The 15,741-nt window shown below is 69.4% G+C and carries 17 protein-coding genes and 3 tRNA genes; 11 read left to right on the forward strand and 9 right to left on the reverse strand.

Annotated elements, in window-relative coordinates:
- Positions 1 to 50 precede the first annotated feature (50 nt).
- From ACX9GQ_RS14440 to ACX9GQ_RS14450, 3 genes are all read right to left on the reverse strand, one after another.
- The gene (locus tag ACX9GQ_RS14440) at positions 51 to 656 is read right to left on the reverse strand and encodes a hypothetical protein (protein WP_459630256.1); all 606 of its coding nucleotides are present in this window, start codon (positions 654 to 656) and stop codon (positions 51 to 53) included.
- Between the two features lie 58 nt (positions 657 to 714).
- A tRNA-Gly gene (locus ACX9GQ_RS14445) sits at positions 715 to 788 on the reverse strand.
- Positions 789 to 1,071: 283 nt separating this feature from the next.
- Positions 1,072 to 1,599 (reverse strand): redoxin family protein, encoded by a 528-nt coding sequence (locus tag ACX9GQ_RS14450; RefSeq protein ID WP_459630257.1) that lies wholly within the window; start codon positions 1,597 to 1,599, stop codon positions 1,072 to 1,074.
- Between the two features lie 78 nt (positions 1,600 to 1,677).
- Here ACX9GQ_RS14450 and ACX9GQ_RS14455 point away from each other — a divergent pair, with 78 nt between their 5' ends.
- The gene (locus tag ACX9GQ_RS14455) at positions 1,678 to 2,103 is read left to right on the forward strand and encodes an OsmC family protein (RefSeq protein WP_459630361.1); all 426 of its coding nucleotides are present in this window, start codon (positions 1,678 to 1,680) and stop codon (positions 2,101 to 2,103) included.
- 148 nt (positions 2,104 to 2,251) lie between these two features.
- On the opposite strand, the gene ACX9GQ_RS14460 is transcribed toward ACX9GQ_RS14455, so the two are convergent.
- Positions 2,252 to 2,336: transfer RNA gene (locus tag ACX9GQ_RS14460), tRNA-Tyr, on the reverse strand.
- Between the two features lie 181 nt (positions 2,337 to 2,517).
- On the opposite strand from ACX9GQ_RS14460, the gene rlmB reads away from it, so the two are divergent.
- Positions 2,518 to 3,414 carry a 23S rRNA (guanosine(2251)-2'-O)-methyltransferase RlmB gene (gene rlmB / locus ACX9GQ_RS14465; protein WP_459630258.1) on the forward strand — a complete coding sequence of 299 codons (897 nt, stop codon included), beginning with the start codon at positions 2,518 to 2,520 and terminating at the stop codon, positions 3,412 to 3,414.
- Between the two features lie 6 nt (positions 3,415 to 3,420).
- Here rlmB and ACX9GQ_RS14470 read toward each other — a convergent pair whose 3' ends face one another.
- A complete protein-coding gene (locus ACX9GQ_RS14470) occupies positions 3,421 to 3,972 on the reverse strand; it encodes a hypothetical protein (RefSeq protein ID WP_459630259.1) in 552 nt (183 codons plus the stop codon).
- Between the two features lie 311 nt (positions 3,973 to 4,283).
- Between ACX9GQ_RS14470 and ACX9GQ_RS14475 the strand changes: the two genes are divergently transcribed.
- The 5 genes from ACX9GQ_RS14475 to ACX9GQ_RS14495 all read left to right on the forward strand — a co-directional run bounded on the left by ACX9GQ_RS14475 (position 4,284) and on the right by ACX9GQ_RS14495 (position 10,832).
- Positions 4,284 to 4,586, forward strand: coding sequence for a DUF485 domain-containing protein (locus ACX9GQ_RS14475; RefSeq protein ID WP_459630260.1), 303 nt, complete (start codon positions 4,284 to 4,286; stop codon positions 4,584 to 4,586).
- Positions 4,586 to 6,283 carry a cation acetate symporter gene (locus ACX9GQ_RS14480; protein ID WP_459630261.1) on the forward strand — a complete coding sequence of 566 codons (1,698 nt, stop codon included), beginning with the start codon at positions 4,586 to 4,588 and terminating at the stop codon, positions 6,281 to 6,283. The genes ACX9GQ_RS14475 and ACX9GQ_RS14480 overlap by 1 nt, the downstream gene beginning before the upstream one ends.
- A 118-nt stretch (positions 6,284 to 6,401) precedes the next feature.
- On the forward strand, positions 6,402 to 8,204 hold the full coding sequence (locus tag ACX9GQ_RS14485; RefSeq protein WP_459630262.1) for a putative nucleotidyltransferase substrate binding domain-containing protein: 1,803 nt from the start codon (positions 6,402 to 6,404) through the stop codon (positions 8,202 to 8,204).
- 9 nt (positions 8,205 to 8,213) lie between these two features.
- Positions 8,214 to 8,882, forward strand: coding sequence for a 3'-5' exonuclease (locus tag ACX9GQ_RS14490; protein WP_459630263.1), 669 nt, complete (start codon positions 8,214 to 8,216; stop codon positions 8,880 to 8,882).
- 282 nt (positions 8,883 to 9,164) lie between these two features.
- A complete protein-coding gene (locus tag ACX9GQ_RS14495; protein WP_459630264.1) occupies positions 9,165 to 10,832 on the forward strand; it encodes an MFS transporter in 1,668 nt (555 codons plus the stop codon).
- 106 nt (positions 10,833 to 10,938) lie between these two features.
- On the opposite strand, the gene ACX9GQ_RS14500 is transcribed toward ACX9GQ_RS14495, so the two are convergent.
- Positions 10,939 to 11,289 (reverse strand): hypothetical protein, encoded by a 351-nt coding sequence (locus ACX9GQ_RS14500; protein WP_459630265.1) that lies wholly within the window; start codon positions 11,287 to 11,289, stop codon positions 10,939 to 10,941.
- Between the two features lie 226 nt (positions 11,290 to 11,515).
- On the opposite strand from ACX9GQ_RS14500, the gene ACX9GQ_RS14505 reads away from it, so the two are divergent.
- The 4 genes from ACX9GQ_RS14505 (at position 11,516) to ACX9GQ_RS14520 (ending at position 12,816) form a co-directional block, all read left to right on the forward strand.
- Positions 11,516 to 11,591: transfer RNA gene (locus ACX9GQ_RS14505), tRNA-Thr, on the forward strand.
- 86 nt (positions 11,592 to 11,677) lie between these two features.
- The gene (locus ACX9GQ_RS14510) at positions 11,678 to 11,857 is read left to right on the forward strand and encodes a hypothetical protein (RefSeq protein ID WP_459630266.1); all 180 of its coding nucleotides are present in this window, start codon (positions 11,678 to 11,680) and stop codon (positions 11,855 to 11,857) included.
- Between the two features lie 78 nt (positions 11,858 to 11,935).
- Positions 11,936 to 12,559 (forward strand): molybdenum cofactor guanylyltransferase MobA, encoded by a 624-nt coding sequence (gene mobA, locus ACX9GQ_RS14515; protein WP_459630267.1) that lies wholly within the window; start codon positions 11,936 to 11,938, stop codon positions 12,557 to 12,559.
- Positions 12,560 to 12,624: 65 nt separating this feature from the next.
- Positions 12,625 to 12,816 carry a hypothetical protein gene (locus ACX9GQ_RS14520; RefSeq protein ID WP_459630268.1) on the forward strand — a complete coding sequence of 64 codons (192 nt, stop codon included), beginning with the start codon at positions 12,625 to 12,627 and terminating at the stop codon, positions 12,814 to 12,816.
- Between the two features lie 3 nt (positions 12,817 to 12,819).
- Here the strand turns inward: ACX9GQ_RS14520 and ACX9GQ_RS14525 are convergent, their stop codons facing one another.
- The 3 genes from ACX9GQ_RS14525 to ACX9GQ_RS14535 form a co-directional block, all read right to left on the reverse strand.
- Positions 12,820 to 14,073, reverse strand: coding sequence for a molybdopterin molybdotransferase MoeA (locus tag ACX9GQ_RS14525; RefSeq protein ID WP_459630269.1), 1,254 nt, complete (start codon positions 14,071 to 14,073; stop codon positions 12,820 to 12,822).
- Positions 14,073 to 14,615 (reverse strand): molybdopterin-guanine dinucleotide biosynthesis protein B, encoded by a 543-nt coding sequence (gene mobB, locus ACX9GQ_RS14530; protein ID WP_459630270.1) that lies wholly within the window; start codon positions 14,613 to 14,615, stop codon positions 14,073 to 14,075. Before mobB ends, ACX9GQ_RS14525 begins: the two co-directional genes overlap by 1 nt.
- Before the next feature lie 72 nt (positions 14,616 to 14,687).
- Positions 14,688 to 15,689 (reverse strand): formate dehydrogenase subunit gamma, encoded by a 1,002-nt coding sequence (locus ACX9GQ_RS14535; RefSeq protein ID WP_459630271.1) that lies wholly within the window; start codon positions 15,687 to 15,689, stop codon positions 14,688 to 14,690.
- Between the last annotated feature and the right edge of the window lie 52 nt (positions 15,690 to 15,741).

The following is a 15,741-nucleotide window of genomic DNA, read 5'->3' on the forward strand; positions in this document are numbered from 1 at the left end:
GGCAAAGGGCAAGGGTGCCGCTGATGGCGTGAGGCCGATTGGTCGCCCGCTCAAGGTGCCTTGAGCAGCCACTCCACGTATTCCTCGGCAAGCTTGTCGGCCAACCGTACGATCGGCGGACGAGCGCCCACCGCGGCCTCCCCCAGGGCGTGGAGGGGCGCCAGAAGAACTCCCTGCCCGGACGGCATGGACACGCTGAGGTTGGGCGAGGTGACCACGGGGCGCCCCGTCTTGCTGTCGACGAGCGTGACGACTGCGACGAGATTGGGATGCCCGCCGATGATGATCCGGCGGACGGCCGACGGCACATCCACCGAAATGACCTTGACCTCGAGCTTCGCCTTCGCGGGGCCCGTCAACTTGGGGCTCACGATGCGGGCAAACTCGCCGCGGATCTGTTCGGCCACGACGGCACTCACCGCCGCTTCCCCGGCCGGCGACCTGAGATAGTCGCCGCTTTCCGGAAGCGTCGGGTCCAGCCCGGCGGCCTTCAGGACGGCCACTTCGATATCGCCATCCCCCCTCGGCGGCGCATGCACGCTGACCGCCTCGATGAAATACGACCGGATCGCCGAGGGATCGACGGTGTGGGCCGTGACACATGCGCAGAGCAGAAGAACCGCGGAAAGCGCGGCGAGGCGACGGAAAAGGGACATCCTGGCAACCTGGAACCGGGGCCGAGCCCGGGCGAAAACGAATGACTTCAAGAGAAAATGGAGCGGGTGAAGGGAATCGAACCCTCGTATTCAGCTTGGAAGGCTGCTGCTCTACCATTGAGCTACACCCGCCCGCGGCCAGAGATATGCCGCGTCCGGGCGGAGTTGGCAATGGCCGGCTGCTGGTGCCCCGGAGCAAGGCGCAACCCCATCAAGCGAGGCGCCCTTCCCTCCCCCTTGCGGGGAGGGATCAAGGGTGGGGGTCGTGCCGAGGCGTGGATGTTCGACCCCGCCCAGCCGGTCGCCGCCCCTCCCTTCGGTCAAGTGGCCCCACCCCTGCGCCTCCCCGCAAGGGGGAAGGAAGCCGGGCATGAGCCTCGGAGCACTTGGACAGGGAGGCCTGCCGGCCCACCCCTCACCGCGTCCGCAGGTACTCCAGCATCGTCTCGGCGCCCGACACCTGCAGAGGCGAGGAGGTCGGCAGGTCCTGGAAACCCGGTTCGACGAACATCTTCACGATGGCCTTGTCCTCCACCAGCATCGAGTACCGCCAACTGCGCAGGCCCATCCCCTGGTGGGTGCGCAGCACCAGCATCCCCATCTGGCGGGTGAAGTCGCCATTGCCGTCCGGCAGCATGAATACCTTCGCGACGTTCCGGCTCAGCGCCCACTGGTACATCACGAACGCATCGTTCACCGACAGGCACACCACCCGGTCGACGCCGAGCGCGACGAAGTCGTCGTAGTGGCGCTCGTAGCCGGGCAGGTGCGCCTCGGAGCAGGCAGGGGTGAAGGCGCCTGGCAGCGCGAACAGGACGACACGCTTGCCGGCGAAGATCTCGTCGCTGGACACGTCCTTCCACTCGAACGGGTTGGGGCCGCCCAGCGCGTCGTTTCGGACCCGCGTGTGGAAGATCACGTTCGGAACAGTGGCGGGCGTCATCGTCGTCTCCGGGTCGACCGCGGGGGAAGGATGCACTACCTCTTGGCCCACCTCGACCCCCGCATCAAGGAGGACAGCATGAAGCGGACAGCACGGGCCATCTGGAAGGGAACGCTCAAGGACGGCGGCGGCACGCTCGACCTGCAGAGCGGCGTGTTCTCGGGCCAGCCCTACACGTTCAAGATGCGATTCGAGGACGAGCAGGGCCGCTCCGGCACCAACCCGGAGGAGTTGATCGCCGCCGCCCACGCAGGGTGCTTCGCGATGCAGCTCTCGCACTTCCTCGCCGAGAACGGCACGCCGGCGGAGAGCCTCGACGCCACCGCGGCGGTGGAGCTGATCCCCGGCACGGGCATCACCGGCAGCGCGCTCACGCTCGTCGCCAAGGTGCCCGGCATCGACCCGGCCAAGTTCACCGAGCTCGCCGACAAGGCCAAGGGCGCCTGTCCCGTCTCCCGCGCGCTCGGCGCGATCAACGTGACGCTCGACGCGAAGCTCGCCTGAGCGGCCCACGCAGCGCCAAGCGCCGTCCGGACCCGAGCGGTTCGGGCGGCGTTTTCGTTGTTGGATGTGCGCTGCGGCCTGTCTCGTCTCGCCCGCGGCTCGCCGAGCCGAGGCCCCAGTTCCTGCAGAAGGAAGAACTGGCGAAGGCTGGTGGGGGAAGTAGGACTCGAACCTACGAAGGCTTAGCCAGCGGATTTACAGTCCGCCCCCTTTGCCGCTCGGGACATTCCCCCGTCCCAGTCCGCGGGACCGGCCTGACCGGATCCCGTCGCGAAAGAGCCGCCCTGTGAGGCGGCCCGGCGCGTGCCGGGTCTTATGGTGACCCGCCCCTGCGAAGTCAACCGGAATTTGCCCGGCGGATCATGTCCGTTGCCCTCGCGGCGGGCCCGTGCGACACCGGCGCCGGAGACCGCGATGACCCGACGCCGCCGCAGCCATGACCGCCGCCCGGGCGACCGGCCCGACCCCGCCGGGGCCGGCTGGGATCCCCGCGACGCCGACCGCCGCCCGGAGCGGCATCGCGAGCCCGCCGGCCGGGCCGGACCGGAGCGCCGTCCCCGTGGCGACGGCGAGCGCGGCGCCGGCATCCCCCGCAGCGGGCGGCCCATCCTCTATGGGTTCCACACGGTGGCAGAGGCGATCGCCAACCCTCGGCGCGTCGTCCATGCAGTCTACGTCACCGCGAACGCCGCCCCCCGGCTCGCCGAACTCACTGGCGGGATGAAGCCCGCCCCGACGGTCGTGTCGGGCGACGACCTGACGCGGCTGCTGGGTCCCGACGCCGTGCACCAGGGCGTGGCGGCCGAGGTCGACAACCTCCCCGCGCTCGGCCTGCACGACCTTCCCGACGACGGCGTCGTGGTGATGCTCGACCAGGTCACGGACCCGCACAACGTGGGCGCGATCCTGCGCAGTGCCGCCGCCTTCGGCGCGACGGGCCTCGTGATGACGGAGCGTCACTCCCCCGAGGCGACCGGAGTCCTCGCCAAGACCGCGTCGGGCGCGCTGGAGCACGTTCCGCTGGTGGTCGTGGGCAACCTCGCGCAGGCGCTCGCGGTGCTCGGCGAGCGCGGCTTCTGGCGCATCGGTCTCGATTCGGATGGCGAGGAGACGCTGGCTCGCGCCGTGGCGCGCCCGCCGGTCGCCCTCGTGCTCGGTGCGGAAGGAAAGGGCCTGCGTCGGCTGACCCGGGAGCGCTGCGACGCCCTCGCCCGGCTCGACGTGCCGGGCAAGATCCGAAGCCTCAACGTGTCGAACGCTGCGGCCGTGTCGCTCTACGCGGTCACGACCGCCCTCGCCGGCAAGCCCTGACGCCCGTCAGGGCTGCGACACCACGATGATGCGCGGGTTGGTCGTCGCTTCGGCCGTGAAGCCGTCCCCGATCCGCACGATGCGCGCGGTGCCGACCATGTCGGTCCGCGGCTCGGCGCGCTCGACCACGCTGACCGAGGGCGCGGGCGCGGTCGCCGCTCCGCTGAGCACGACGAAGGCAGGCGCCTCGCCGCTCGTCGTGACGTAGCCGGGCTTCACCGGCAGGTCGGCCGCCGTCGGCAGCCGCGGCGGCCCGGATGGGGCCGTTCCGACGTTGACGATCACGTTGGTGACCGAGGGCGCCTGGCCCCAGCCCGGGCCCCACCACGGCCAGCCGGCGCCCGCATACACGCCGAGCGGACTCCAGCGGCGCCCGAGCAGCGCGCCGTGATGCGGAAGATTCGGCCGGTTCATCACCGGAAAGCCGGGCCCGCCGGGGCGGTTCAGGCCGCCGAAGGCACCGCCGCCCATGGGGCCGGAGGCCCGATCGAAGGCGTGGGCGGCACCGGCACAGCACAAAAGGGCCGTGGCGGCGGCCAGGCCTGACAGGATTCTCATGGGAAACGCACTCCGAACGCGATGCCGCCGCATCTGGTCGGGGAGTTTACGATTTCTTAACCAGCCTGCGAAGCCCGGCCTCGAAACAGGGTGAACGCGCCTCCGGGTTTGTGCGGACTCCGAAGGTCGGACGACCAAAGCACGACGACCAAAGCACGGCTGAACAACGTGGTTTGCCTCGGCTAGTGTCCCGCCCATCGCGAGTCAGTCGACGGCGCCGCAGGTCCCGGATTCCACCGATCCGGGGCACGGGAGGTCTTTGCCGTCTGAAGCCTGCCGCCGGCAGGTCCGGGCTCGGTCGGGAGGACTGCATGTCAGCGAGTTACGAGACCATCGAACGAATGCCGGCCTACAGGGAGCTCGTGCGCAAGCGCTCCTCCTTCGGCTGGACGCTCTCGGTCGCCATGCTGGTGATCTACTTCGGCTTCATCCTGCTGGTCGCCTACGCGCCGAAGTTCCTCGGCACGCCGATCGGCACGGGCGTCACCACCATCGGCATCCCGGTGGGCCTCGCAGTCATCGTGTCCGCCTTCGTGCTGACCGGCATCTACGTGCGCCGGGCCAACAGCGAGTACGACGCGCTCGTGCGCCAGATCGTCGAGGAGGCGCGCTGATGTCCGTCCTGTCTCGCACCCTAGCGGCGGCCTCCGCCGCCGTCGCCGCCCTCGCCCCCACGCTCGCCCTCGCCGCCGGCGCGGTGGAAGGCGGCGCCAAGCAGGCCACCAACTGGCCGGCCATCGGCATGTTCGTAGCCTTCGTCGGCCTCACGCTCGTCATCACCTACTGGGCAGCCCGGCAGACCAAGTCGGCGGCGCAGTTCTACTCCGCCGGCGGTGGCATCACCGGCTTCCAGAACGGCCTCGCCATCGCGGGCGACTACATGTCGGCGGCCTCGTTCCTCGGCATCTCCGGCCTTGTCTACACCTCAGGCTACGATGGCCTCATCTACTCGGTAGGCTGGCTCGTCGGCTGGCCGATCGTGACGTTCCTGATCGCCGAGCAGCTGCGCAACCTCGGCAAGTTCACCTTCGCCGACGTGGCCTCCTTCCGCCTCTCGCAGACGGAGATCCGCATCCTGGCGGCCTGCGGCTCGCTGGTGACGGTGGCCTTCTACCTGATCGCGCAGATGGTCGGCGCCGGAAAGCTCATCCAGATCCTGTTCGGCCTCGACTACTGGATGGCCGTCGTGATCGTCGGCGCGCTGATGATCGTCTACGTCACCTTCGGGGGCATGGTCGCCACCACCTGGGTGCAGATCATCAAGGCCTGCCTGCTGCTCGCCGGCGCGTCGTTCATGGCCTTCGCCGTGCTCTACCACTTCGGCTTCAGCACCGAGACGCTGTTCAAGACGGCCACCGAGGTGCACCCGAAGAAGCTCGCCATCATGGAGCCCGGCTCGCTGGTGACGAACCCGCTCTCGGCGATCTCGCTCGGCCTCGCGCTGATGTTCGGCACCGCCGGCCTGCCGCACATCCTGATGCGGTTCTTCACGGTCGCCGACGCCAAGGCGGCCCGGAAGTCCGTGTTCTACGCCACCGGCTTCATCGGCTACTTCTACATCCTCACCTTCATCATCGGCTTCGGCGCGATCACGCTCGTCTCCACCAACCCCGAGTTCCTCGACCCGGCGCTTCTCGCGAAGGGCCCGATCGCGGCGCTCAAGGGCGGCTCGAACATGGCGGCGATCCATCTCGCCAACGCGGTCGGCGGAAGCCTCTTCCTCGGCTTCATCTCGGCCGTCGCCTTCGCCACCATCCTCGCGGTGGTGTCGGGACTGGCGCTCGCCGGCGCCTCTGCCATCAGCCACGACCTCTATGCCTCGGTGATCAAGCGCGGCAAGGCGGTCGAGCAGGACGAGATCCGCGTCTCCAAGATGGCGTCGGTGGCCCTCGGCCTCCTCGCCGTGGTGCTCGGCATCGTCTTCGAGAACCAGAACGTCGCCTTCATGGTCGGCCTCGCCTTCGCCATCGCGGCGTCGTGCAACTTCCCCGTGCTGGTCATGTCGATCTTCTGGAAGGGCCTGACGACGCGCGGCGCGCTGATCGGCGGCTTCCTCGGCCTGATCAGCGCGGTGAGCATGGTCGTGCTCTCGCCGTCGGTCTGGGAAACGACGCTCGGCTTCGCCAAGGGCTCGGCGCCGTTCCCCTACGACAACCCGGCGCTGTTCTCGATGCCGATCGCCTTCATCGGGATCTGGCTGTTCTCCAAGCTCGACTCGAGCGCGCGGGCCAAGGCCGAGCAGGCCGCCTTCGAGGCCCAGTACGTGCGGTCGCAGACCGGCATCGGGGCGTCGGGCGCCGCCGCCCACTGACAGGGACAGGAAGGGGCGCCTCCCTCCCCGCGCCCCTCCACGCTGCGGCCGGCTCCGTGCTTGCGGACCGGCCGCCCTTTTTTCCAGAGTACCCTCGCTCGCGCTTGCCGGAGCAGCCATGCCCAAGGCATTCGATGCCGCGAACCCGCCCTTCGACCGGCTCGACCCGGCCGAGGCCGACATGCTTCGCGAGGGGATGGACATCGGCTACTGGCGCCCCGGCGAGACCATCCAGGCCCAGGGTGCGGCCGCGGAAGGCCTCTACGTCGTCATCAAGGGCACCGTCGAGGAGCGCGAGGACGACGAGCTCGTCGCGCTCCTTGGCCCCAAGGACTCCTTCGACGGCCGCGCCGTCGTGCAGGGCCGCAGCGCACACGCCTTCATGGCGCGCGAGGAGACGCTCGCCTACATCATCCCCCGCGGGCTCGTGCTCGCGGCGATCGAGCGCAACCCGCGCTTCGCCTCGTTCTTCTTCCTCGAGATCTCGCGCAAGCTCGAGGCCGTCGCCCGCGACGAGGAGGACCAGCGCGTCGGCACGCTGATGCGCGCCCGCGTCCGCGACGTGTTCCTGCAGCCCGCCGTCTTCATCGACGCCTCCGACAGCATCGAGAAGGCCGGCCACACGATGCGCGACGTGAATACGAACGCGCTGTTCGTCACCGACGGCCCGCGCACCGGCATCGTCACCGGCATGAACCTGTCGAAGGGTGCCGTCCTGCAGCGCCTGCCGCTGGAGACGCCGGTCGGCCGGCTCGCGCACTACGACGTCGCCACCGTCGCTCCGGACGACTTCGTCTCGTCGGCACTGCTGATGATGACCAAGCACAACAAGCGGCGCCTCGCCGTGCACGACGGCGAGAGCTACGTCGGCATCATCGAGGACATCGACCTGCTCGGCTTCATCGCGGGCAACACGCAGCTCGTCGCCGGCCGTATCGACCGGGCGGGGAGCCTCGACGACCTCGCCGCCGCAGCGCGCGAGATCGAGGGACAGGTCCGCCTGCTGAGGCGGCAAGGCGTCAAGGTCGAGGTGATCGCCGAGATCGTGTCCGACCTGAACCGCCGCCTGTTCGCCAAGCTGTTCGCGCTCCTCGCCCCGCCCTCCGTCCGCCGCGACGCCTGCCTGATCGTCATGGGCAGCGAGGGGCGCGGCGAGCAGACGGTACGCACCGACCAGGACAACGGCCTCGTCCTGCGCCAGCCCATCCCGGCGGAGGATCTCGACCAGTTCCGGGCGGCTTTCTCGGAGGCCCTGGCTTCGTTCGGCTTCCCGCCCTGCCCGGGCGGAGTGATGGTGTCGAACCCGGCGTGGTGCCGCACGCTCGCGGACTGGCAGGCCGAGCTGCGCCGCTGGATAGCGCTGCCGGACGAGGCCGCGCACATGAACATGGCGATCCTGTTCGACTCGCAGGCCGTGGCGGGCGACGCGTCGCTTCTGGACACCCTGCGGGCCGACCTGATGGCCGCCGCCTCGGGCGAGCAGGCCTATCTGGCCCACTTCGCCCGGGCGGTCGACGCATTCCCCTCCCCCATCGGCCTTTTCAACACGCTCATCACGGCGGAGGGAAAAGGCGACAGCCTCGATCTCAAGAAGGGGGGCATCTTCCCGGTCGTCCACGGCGCCCGCGCCCTGGCGCTGGAGAAGCGCATCGAGGAAACCTCGACGGCCGGCCGGATCGGCCGGCTGGCCGACCTCGGCGTGCTGCGCCGGGAGGATGCGCGCGAACTCGTGCAGGCCTTCCACTTCCTGTCCGGCCTGCGCCTCGACGCCCAGCTCTCGCACGACGGCGGCAAGTCCGGCACGCTGGTGCGCCCGTCGGCGCTTTCCTCCATGGAGCGCGACCTGCTGCGCGACGCCTTCGTCGTCGTGAAGCAGTTCCGCGCGGTGGTGAGCCGGCACTTCGGCCACGGGCTGTTCTGAGGAGGCGCCATGCTGCGGGCGCTGCGCCGGCTGTTCCACCAGGCCACCATCCACCGGCAGGAGTACCGCTTCCTGTTCCGGCCGGGGCCGCCCGACGAATTCGTCGTGGTCGACTGCGAGACGACGGGCCTCGACACGAAGCGCGACGAGATCGTCACCATCGCGGCGATCCCGGTCCGCGGCGATCGGATCCTGACCAGCGAGCGATTCGAGGCGACCCTGAAGCCCGACACGCCCATGCAGGCCGACGCGATCAAGGTGCACCGCCTTCGCGAGGCGGACGTCGAGGGCGGGCGCCTCATCGACAAGGTGCTGCCGGAGTTCCTGCACTTCATCGGCGGGCGGCCGCTGGTCGGCTACTACATCGACTTCGACGTCGCGATGCTCGACAAGGCCGTGCTGCTGTTCATGGGAGCGGGGCTGCCCAACCCGCGCATCGAGGTCTCGGCGCTCTACCACGAGCGCAAGTACGGCGACGCCCCGCCCGGCACGCGCATCGACCTTAGCTTCGCCGCGATCCTGAAGGACCTCGGCCTGCCGGTCCTAGCCCAGCACGACGCAGTCAACGACGCGCTCATGACGGCGATGATGTTCGTGATGCTGCGCGACCTGAAGAAGCGCGGAATCCGCATCCCGCGAGAGCGCATGCGACCGGCCGACGGGGTGCTCGCGACTTGAACTAATTTCCGTCAGACGAAGGTTGAATCACATAAGCGCCTGACTTCCGGTACGTTTCCCGCACTCTCGGGATCTGTTCCCGAACCGACTGCGGCGGACCCCCGGCGCCAACAAACGATCGAACACCGCGAACGGTGTCGGAGGAAACCGGCGAGGCCAGTGCCCCGCCACAACTCTCTCAGTCGCTGCCTGTGGCGGGCGCCGTCGATGGACGGTTGCCCGGATGATGGGGTTTTGCGCCCCCGCGGGCGGCGACGGGTCAGGCTCTAAGGAGACACGTCCATGACCATGGCAGCAGCGGCGGGTGACCAGCGGTCCCGCCCGATGACGCGAGAGGAGAAGAGGGTCATCCTCGCCTCGTCGCTCGGTACCGTCTTCGAGTGGTACGACTTCTACCTGTACGGCTCGCTCGCCGTGATGATCGGCGCCCAGTTCTTCTCGGCCTTCGACGTCACGACCCGCAACGTGTTCGCGCTGCTGGCCTTCGCCGCCGGCTTCCTCGTCCGCCCGTTCGGCGCGCTTGTCTTCGGACGGCTCGGCGACCTCGTCGGCCGCAAGTACACCTTTCTCATCACGATCCTGATCATGGGCCTGTCGACCTTCGGCGTCGGCCTGCTGCCCAGCTACGCCACCATCGGCTGGATCGCCCCGGTCATCCTCATCATCCTGCGCATGCTCCAGGGCCTGGCGCTGGGCGGCGAGTACGGCGGCGCGGCGGTCTATGTGGCCGAGCACGCCCCGCGCGGGCGCCGCGGCTTCTACACCTCGTGGATCCAGACCACGGCGACGATGGGCCTCCTGCTCTCGCTCGTCGTCATCCTGGCGCTGCGCCTGACGCTCGGCGAAGCGGACTTCGCCGCCTACGGCTGGCGCATTCCGTTCCTGCTCTCGGTCTTCCTGCTCGCCGTCTCGGTCTGGATCCGGCTGCAGATGGAGGAGAGCCCGGCCTTCCGGAAGATGAAGGAGGAGGGCAAGACCTCCAAGGCGCCGCTCGCCGAGGCCTTCGGCCAGTGGAAGAACCTGCGCGTGGTCATCCTCGCCCTGCTCGGCATGGTCGCCGGCCAGGCGGTGGTCTGGTACACGGGCCAGTTCTACGCCCTGTTCTTCCTGCAGAGCATCCTGAACGTCGACCTGTTCTCGGCCAACGTGCTGATCGCCTGGTCGCTGCTCATCGGCACCGGCGGCTTCATCGTCTTCGGTTCGCTGTCCGACCGCATCGGCCGCAAGCCGGTGATCCTGGCCGGCTGCCTGATCGCCGCCCTCACCTACTTCCCGCTCTTCCAGTACCTCACCAAGGTCGCCAACCCCGACCTCGACAAGGCCCTGACGAGCGTGAAGGTGCAGGTCGTCGCCGACCCGGCGAGCTGCGGCTCGGTGTTCGATCCCGTCGGCATCCGCACCTTCACCGCGCCCTGCGACGTGGCCCGCGTGGCCCTCGCCCGCTCGGCCGTGAAGTACGAGTTCGTCCCGGCGCCCGCCGGCGCGGCTCCGAAGGTGATGGTCAACGACAAGGAAGTTGCCATTGCCCCGGCGCTGCCGGCCAACATGACGGCGTTCCGCAACGCCGCCGTCGAGGCGGGCTACCCGAAGGCGGGCAACCCGAACATCGTGAAGACCACGTCGATCATCCCGACGACGGGGCAGGCCTGGACGACCATCGGCATCCTGACCATCTTCGTCATCTACGTGACGATGGTGTACGGCCCGATCGCCGCCGCGCTGGTCGAGTTCTTCCCGACCCGCATCCGCTACACCGCGATGTCGCTGCCCTACCACATCGGCAACGGCTGGTTCGGCGGCTTCCTGCCCCCGACCGCCTTCGCCATGGTGGCGGCCACCGGCGACATCTTCTTCGGCCTCTGGTACCCGGTGGTGATCGCGCTCGCGACCTTCGTCATCGGCATGCTCTTCGTGCCCGAGACCAAGGACCGCGACATCTACGCCGACTGACGGAAGCGAGGGGCGCCCCGGCGCCCCTCCCCTTCGCGACCAAGAGAAAGGCCCCGTCGCATCGCGACGGGGCCTTTTCCTTGATCCGTTCCCGGGAGAAGCCGCGTCAGTACGCGTCGCACACGCGGACGCGGCGGACCTCCCAGCCCCAGCCCTCGACCCACACGCGCTGGCGGCGCACGTAGCACTCGGGCTCCGGCTCCATGTAGACGGGCCGGGGCGGCGGGGCGGCATAAACGGGAGCGGGTGCCGGATAGGCGTAGGCCGGGCGCGAACCGGCGATGGCGGCGCCGAGCGCCAGCCCGCCGATGGCCCCGACGGCCGCGGCCGCGCCGGGCGACCAGCCGCCACCCCGGCGGTAATAGTAGTCGGCCGACGCCGGGGCGACGCTCCCGGCGGTGACGGCCGCCAGCGTCAGGGCCGCGAGGGCGCCGCGAAAGAGGGTCGTCTTGGTCATGTCAGGCTCCGGGGTCTGCAAACGCGAGCGTGGAGATTCGTAGGATCATCGCGCTGAATGAGGAATGAATGTCTGGTGGCAGGATTGTGGCAGGGGTCGGGTGCTTCGGCGGCGGCCACGGTCACACTCGCAAGACGCCTCGTCCGGGTGGAGAAACCGCGGGAATCCTTGACTCCGGTACGCAAAACGCTGAGACGAAGGGCTGTCGCCGCAAGCGATCCCCGGGGCCGGTTTAGCTCAGTTGGTAGAGCAGCCGCCTTGTAAGCGGCAGGTCGCGTGTTCGAGTCACGCAACCGGCACCAGGATCGCCCGGCGCCGCGATTTTTTGTCTCACGCGTTGGCTCCGGACGGATCCGCGGGCAAACGGCATTTCTGGAAGCAGGATACCATGGACGGTCTTCACGCCCTCTCCGAGCGCCTTCGCCAGGCCCAGCGCGACCTCATCCTGAAGGCGGCGGAGTCCACCTCGCTTCCGCCGGACGGCGTGATCCGCAAGATCAGCGAGCTCGAGAACGCCATCGTCGCGGTCGATGCGCTGATCGAGGAGATGAACCACCGCCGACGCTGACCGGCCGGCGCGCCATGCACCCCGGCCGTTTCGGCAGCGGGTGTCCTGGCGGGTGGGCGTGAACCGATGGTGGCATCGATGTCGCGTGACCCGATCCTCGGAGTCCTGCTGGCTGGCGGCCTCGCGCGCCGGATGGGGGGCGGCGACAAGCCGCTCCGGGACGTGGCCGGCCGCTCCATGCTGGCTCGGGCCATCGACCGCCTGGCGCCGCAATGCGCCGCGCTCGCCCTGAACGCCAACGGCGACCCGTCGCGCTTCGAGGCCTTCGGGCTGCCGGTCGTGCCCGACAGCGTGCCCGGCTTCGCGGGACCGCTTGCGGGGATCCTCGCCGGCCTCGACCACGCATCCGCGCAACCGGGCACGACGCATGTCGTCAGCGTCGCCGCCGACTGTCCCTTCCTGCCCCGCGATCTCGTCGCCCGCTTCGCGGCGGCGTGCGGCGAGGACGGCGCGGACATCGCCTGCGCAGCATCGGCCGGGCAGACGCACCCCGTCATAGGCCTCTGGCCGGTCCGCCTGAGGGACGACCTGCGACGCGCGCTCGTCGACGAGGACCTGCGCAAGATCGACCGGTTCACGGCACGCTACCGCGTCGCGACCGTGGAATGGCCCGCCGAACCGGTGGATCCGTTCTTCAATGCCAACACGCCGGAGGACGTGGCCGAAGCGGAGCGCCTTGCAACGCTTCACCCCGACCTGTAAATCTCGTGCAACGGGTGCAGGCTCCCGCAGTTCGCGAGCGGTGCCAGTAGCTTGGGAGAATTTCGATGAAGATGATCGTGATCGCAGGCCTGATCGCCGTCGTCGGCGCCGTCGGCGCGATGATGGTGCTCAATGAGCGGTTCCAGCGCCCGGTCTACGAGGCCTACTCGACCACGGGTGCGCGCGTCGGCGATCCCGGCGACAACCTGGTCGGACGGGATTGGCCGAGCGTCTACAAGGCCGACCACAGGAGCTGATCGTCAGCGCAGCACTGCGTAGGCGAGGAACCCGACGACGTCGCCCGGCGCGACCGACGTGACCGCCTCAGGCAGTTCCACGAGACCGTCCGTTTCCGTCAGGGACGTGATCACACCCGCGCCGTCGCGCGGGTGTTTTCGTGCCAGGACCCTGCCATCGTCGCCCCGCGCGAGCGCAACGCGGACATATTCCCTCCGCCCCTCCTTCTTGCGGTAGGCGAAATCCGCCACGACGGGCAGCGGCAGGGGCCGGGCGAAGGCCTCGCCCGCCAGCGCCGCGACCAGCGGCCGCACCACGTGGGCGAAGGTCACGAAGACGGCGACGGGATTGCCCGGCAGCCCGATCACGGGGGTCCCTGCCACGACCGCCATAGCGACCGGTCGGCCCGGCTTGATGGCCAGCCGCCAGAACACGAGCGATCCCTCCCCTTCCAGCGCGGCGCGCACATGGTCCTCCTCGCCGGTCGAGACGCCGCCCGACGTGACGATGAGGTCGTGGTCATGCGCGGCGCCCCGGACCGCCTCGGCGACCGCCTCGCGACGGTCCGGGAGGATGCCGAGGTCGCTCACCTGCGCGCCGAGGCGCCGCAGCAGCGCCTGAAGGACGAACCGGTTCGAATCGTAAAGAGCGCCCGGCCTGAGCGCAGCGCCCGGATCGAGCACCTCGTTGCCGGTCGAGAACACGGCGACGCGCAGTCGGCGCCGGACCGTGACGGACCGCAGGCCGAGCGCAGCCAGCAGCGCGATGTCCTGCGGCGTGAGCCGGCGCCCTGCCGCGACCACCGTCGAGCCGGCCGGCGTGTCCTCGCCGGCGAGCCGCCGGTTGGCACCCGCCTTCAGGCCGGGCGGCAGGATGACCCGGGCTCCGTCGATCCGGACGTCCTCCTGCATGTAGACGGTGTCGGCGTCCGGCGGCATCGGCGCGCCGGTGAAGATGCGAATGGCCGAGCCGGGCCGCAGCGCCCCGCCCGCCGCCATGCCTGCCGCAAGGCGCCCCTCCACGGGCAGAACCGTGTCGGCCCCGGGCACGAGGTCCGCCGCACGCACCGCGTAGCCATCCACGGCCGAATTGTCGAAAGGCGGCAGGTTCACGGGTGCGACGATCGGTGAAACCGTCACCCGCCCATCCGCCTCCGTGAGCTGAACCTCTTCGTGGCCCTCGATGGCGGCGATGCGGGACGCCAGCAGCGCCACGCCCTCGTCCACCGACATCAGCTCACCGCCGAAGGCGAAGCTGTCCGCGCTGAGCTGCGCCATCAGGCCTTCTCCCGGGGCCCCTGCGCCAGGGCCTTCATCGTGTCCTCGACTGGCATCGCCGCCTCCAGCACCAGTTTGGCGATGCCCTCCACGTCATCCAGATGGATCTGGCGGGGCGCTCCGTCGAGGGGCGGCCCGTCCGATGCGACGGCGACGATGGCTGGGTCGTCGGGAAACAGCGGCGGTTTGCCATTGGCGAGTCGGTGCACCTCGAGCTTGCGGTGCCGTTCCCGCTTGAATCCCTCGACGATCACGAGGTCGACCGGCGAGAGCCGTCGGAGGAGGTCCGGAAGCCGGGGCTCGCCCTCGTCGCGCAGTTCATGCATCAGCGCCCAGCGACGGGACGACGCGATCAGGACTTCGGACGCCCCGGCCTGCCGGTGCTCATGGGAGTCCTTGCCGGGCCTGTCGATGTCGAAGGCGTGGTGGGCGTGCTTGACGGTCGAGACACCGACCCCCCGCTGACGCAGGACAGGGATCAGGCGGACCAGGAGAGTGGTCTTGCCGGCGCCGCTCCAGCCGGCCAGTCCGATGACGCGCATGCTGTGATCCGCAAAGGAAACGCCCGGGAGACGACCTCCCGGGCGCATGGTCGGTGCAATAGGCCGGAAGGTCTACTCGGCAGGAACGGCGTGGGGCATGTTGCCCTTCGCCTTGGTCTCCTCGACCCAGAGCGCGTGGTGCTCCTTGGCCCAGTTGATGTCGACCTCGCCCGACCCCATGGCGTCGAAGGCGCCCTGCATGCCGATCGAGCCGATGTAGATGTGGGCGAGCATAACCGCCGTCAGCAGCGCGGCGACGACCGCGTGGACGATCTGGGCGAGCTGGATGTCGCCGATGGTCGTCCCCCAGAATGGGAAGAGGAGGATGACGCCGGTGAACGACAGCGCCGCGCCGCCCAGGATCACCGACCAGAAGATCATCTTCTGGCCGCCGTTGAACTTGCCCGCCGGGGGGTGCTCCTTGCCGAGCAGGCCGCCGCCCGCCTTGAACCACGCGACGTCGCGCCCGTTCGGGATGTTGTCCGCGATCCAGATGAGCAGCATCAGGACGAGACCGACGGTGAACGGGAACGCCAGGTAGTTGTGGGCGTACTTGGCGAACTGCGAGAAGGCGGTGAAGGCCTCCGGACCGACGATCGGCAGGAGGATGTGGCGGCCGAAGGTGACGTTCAGCCCGCTGATCGCCAGCACGATGAAGCACGAGGCCGTCAGCCAGTGCACGAACCGCTCGAAGCCGTTGAAGCGCAGGATGCGAAGGCCGGAGAGACCGGCCTCGATCATGATGCGGCCGCGGGTCGTGTAGAAGCCCAGCAGCACCACCAGCATGCCGAGGATGGCGATGCCTGCGACCCACGGGATCGTGGAGTTGTGGACCTTGCGCCAGTCGCCGCCCGGCTGCATGAGCACGCCGGCCTTGGCGTCGGGGATGCTGACGCGCCCCTCGACCTGGCGCAGCTGCATCAGGAGCTGGTCCTCCTTGACGGCGGCAGCGGTCGGGTTGTTCGGCTGCTGCGCCATCGCCGGTGCGCAGACGGAGAGAGCAACGGCCAGCGCCAGCATCGCCAGGATGCCGTGGGCCGAAAAGAAGGTCCGGAAAGACTGGCGGAGAGCCATGTCGGAAGTCCTCGATGGGTTGCGGAAGCGGCGCCCCCCCCGGGGGGCGCCG

It is taken from the genome of Alsobacter sp. R-9 (genome assembly GCF_054612375.1).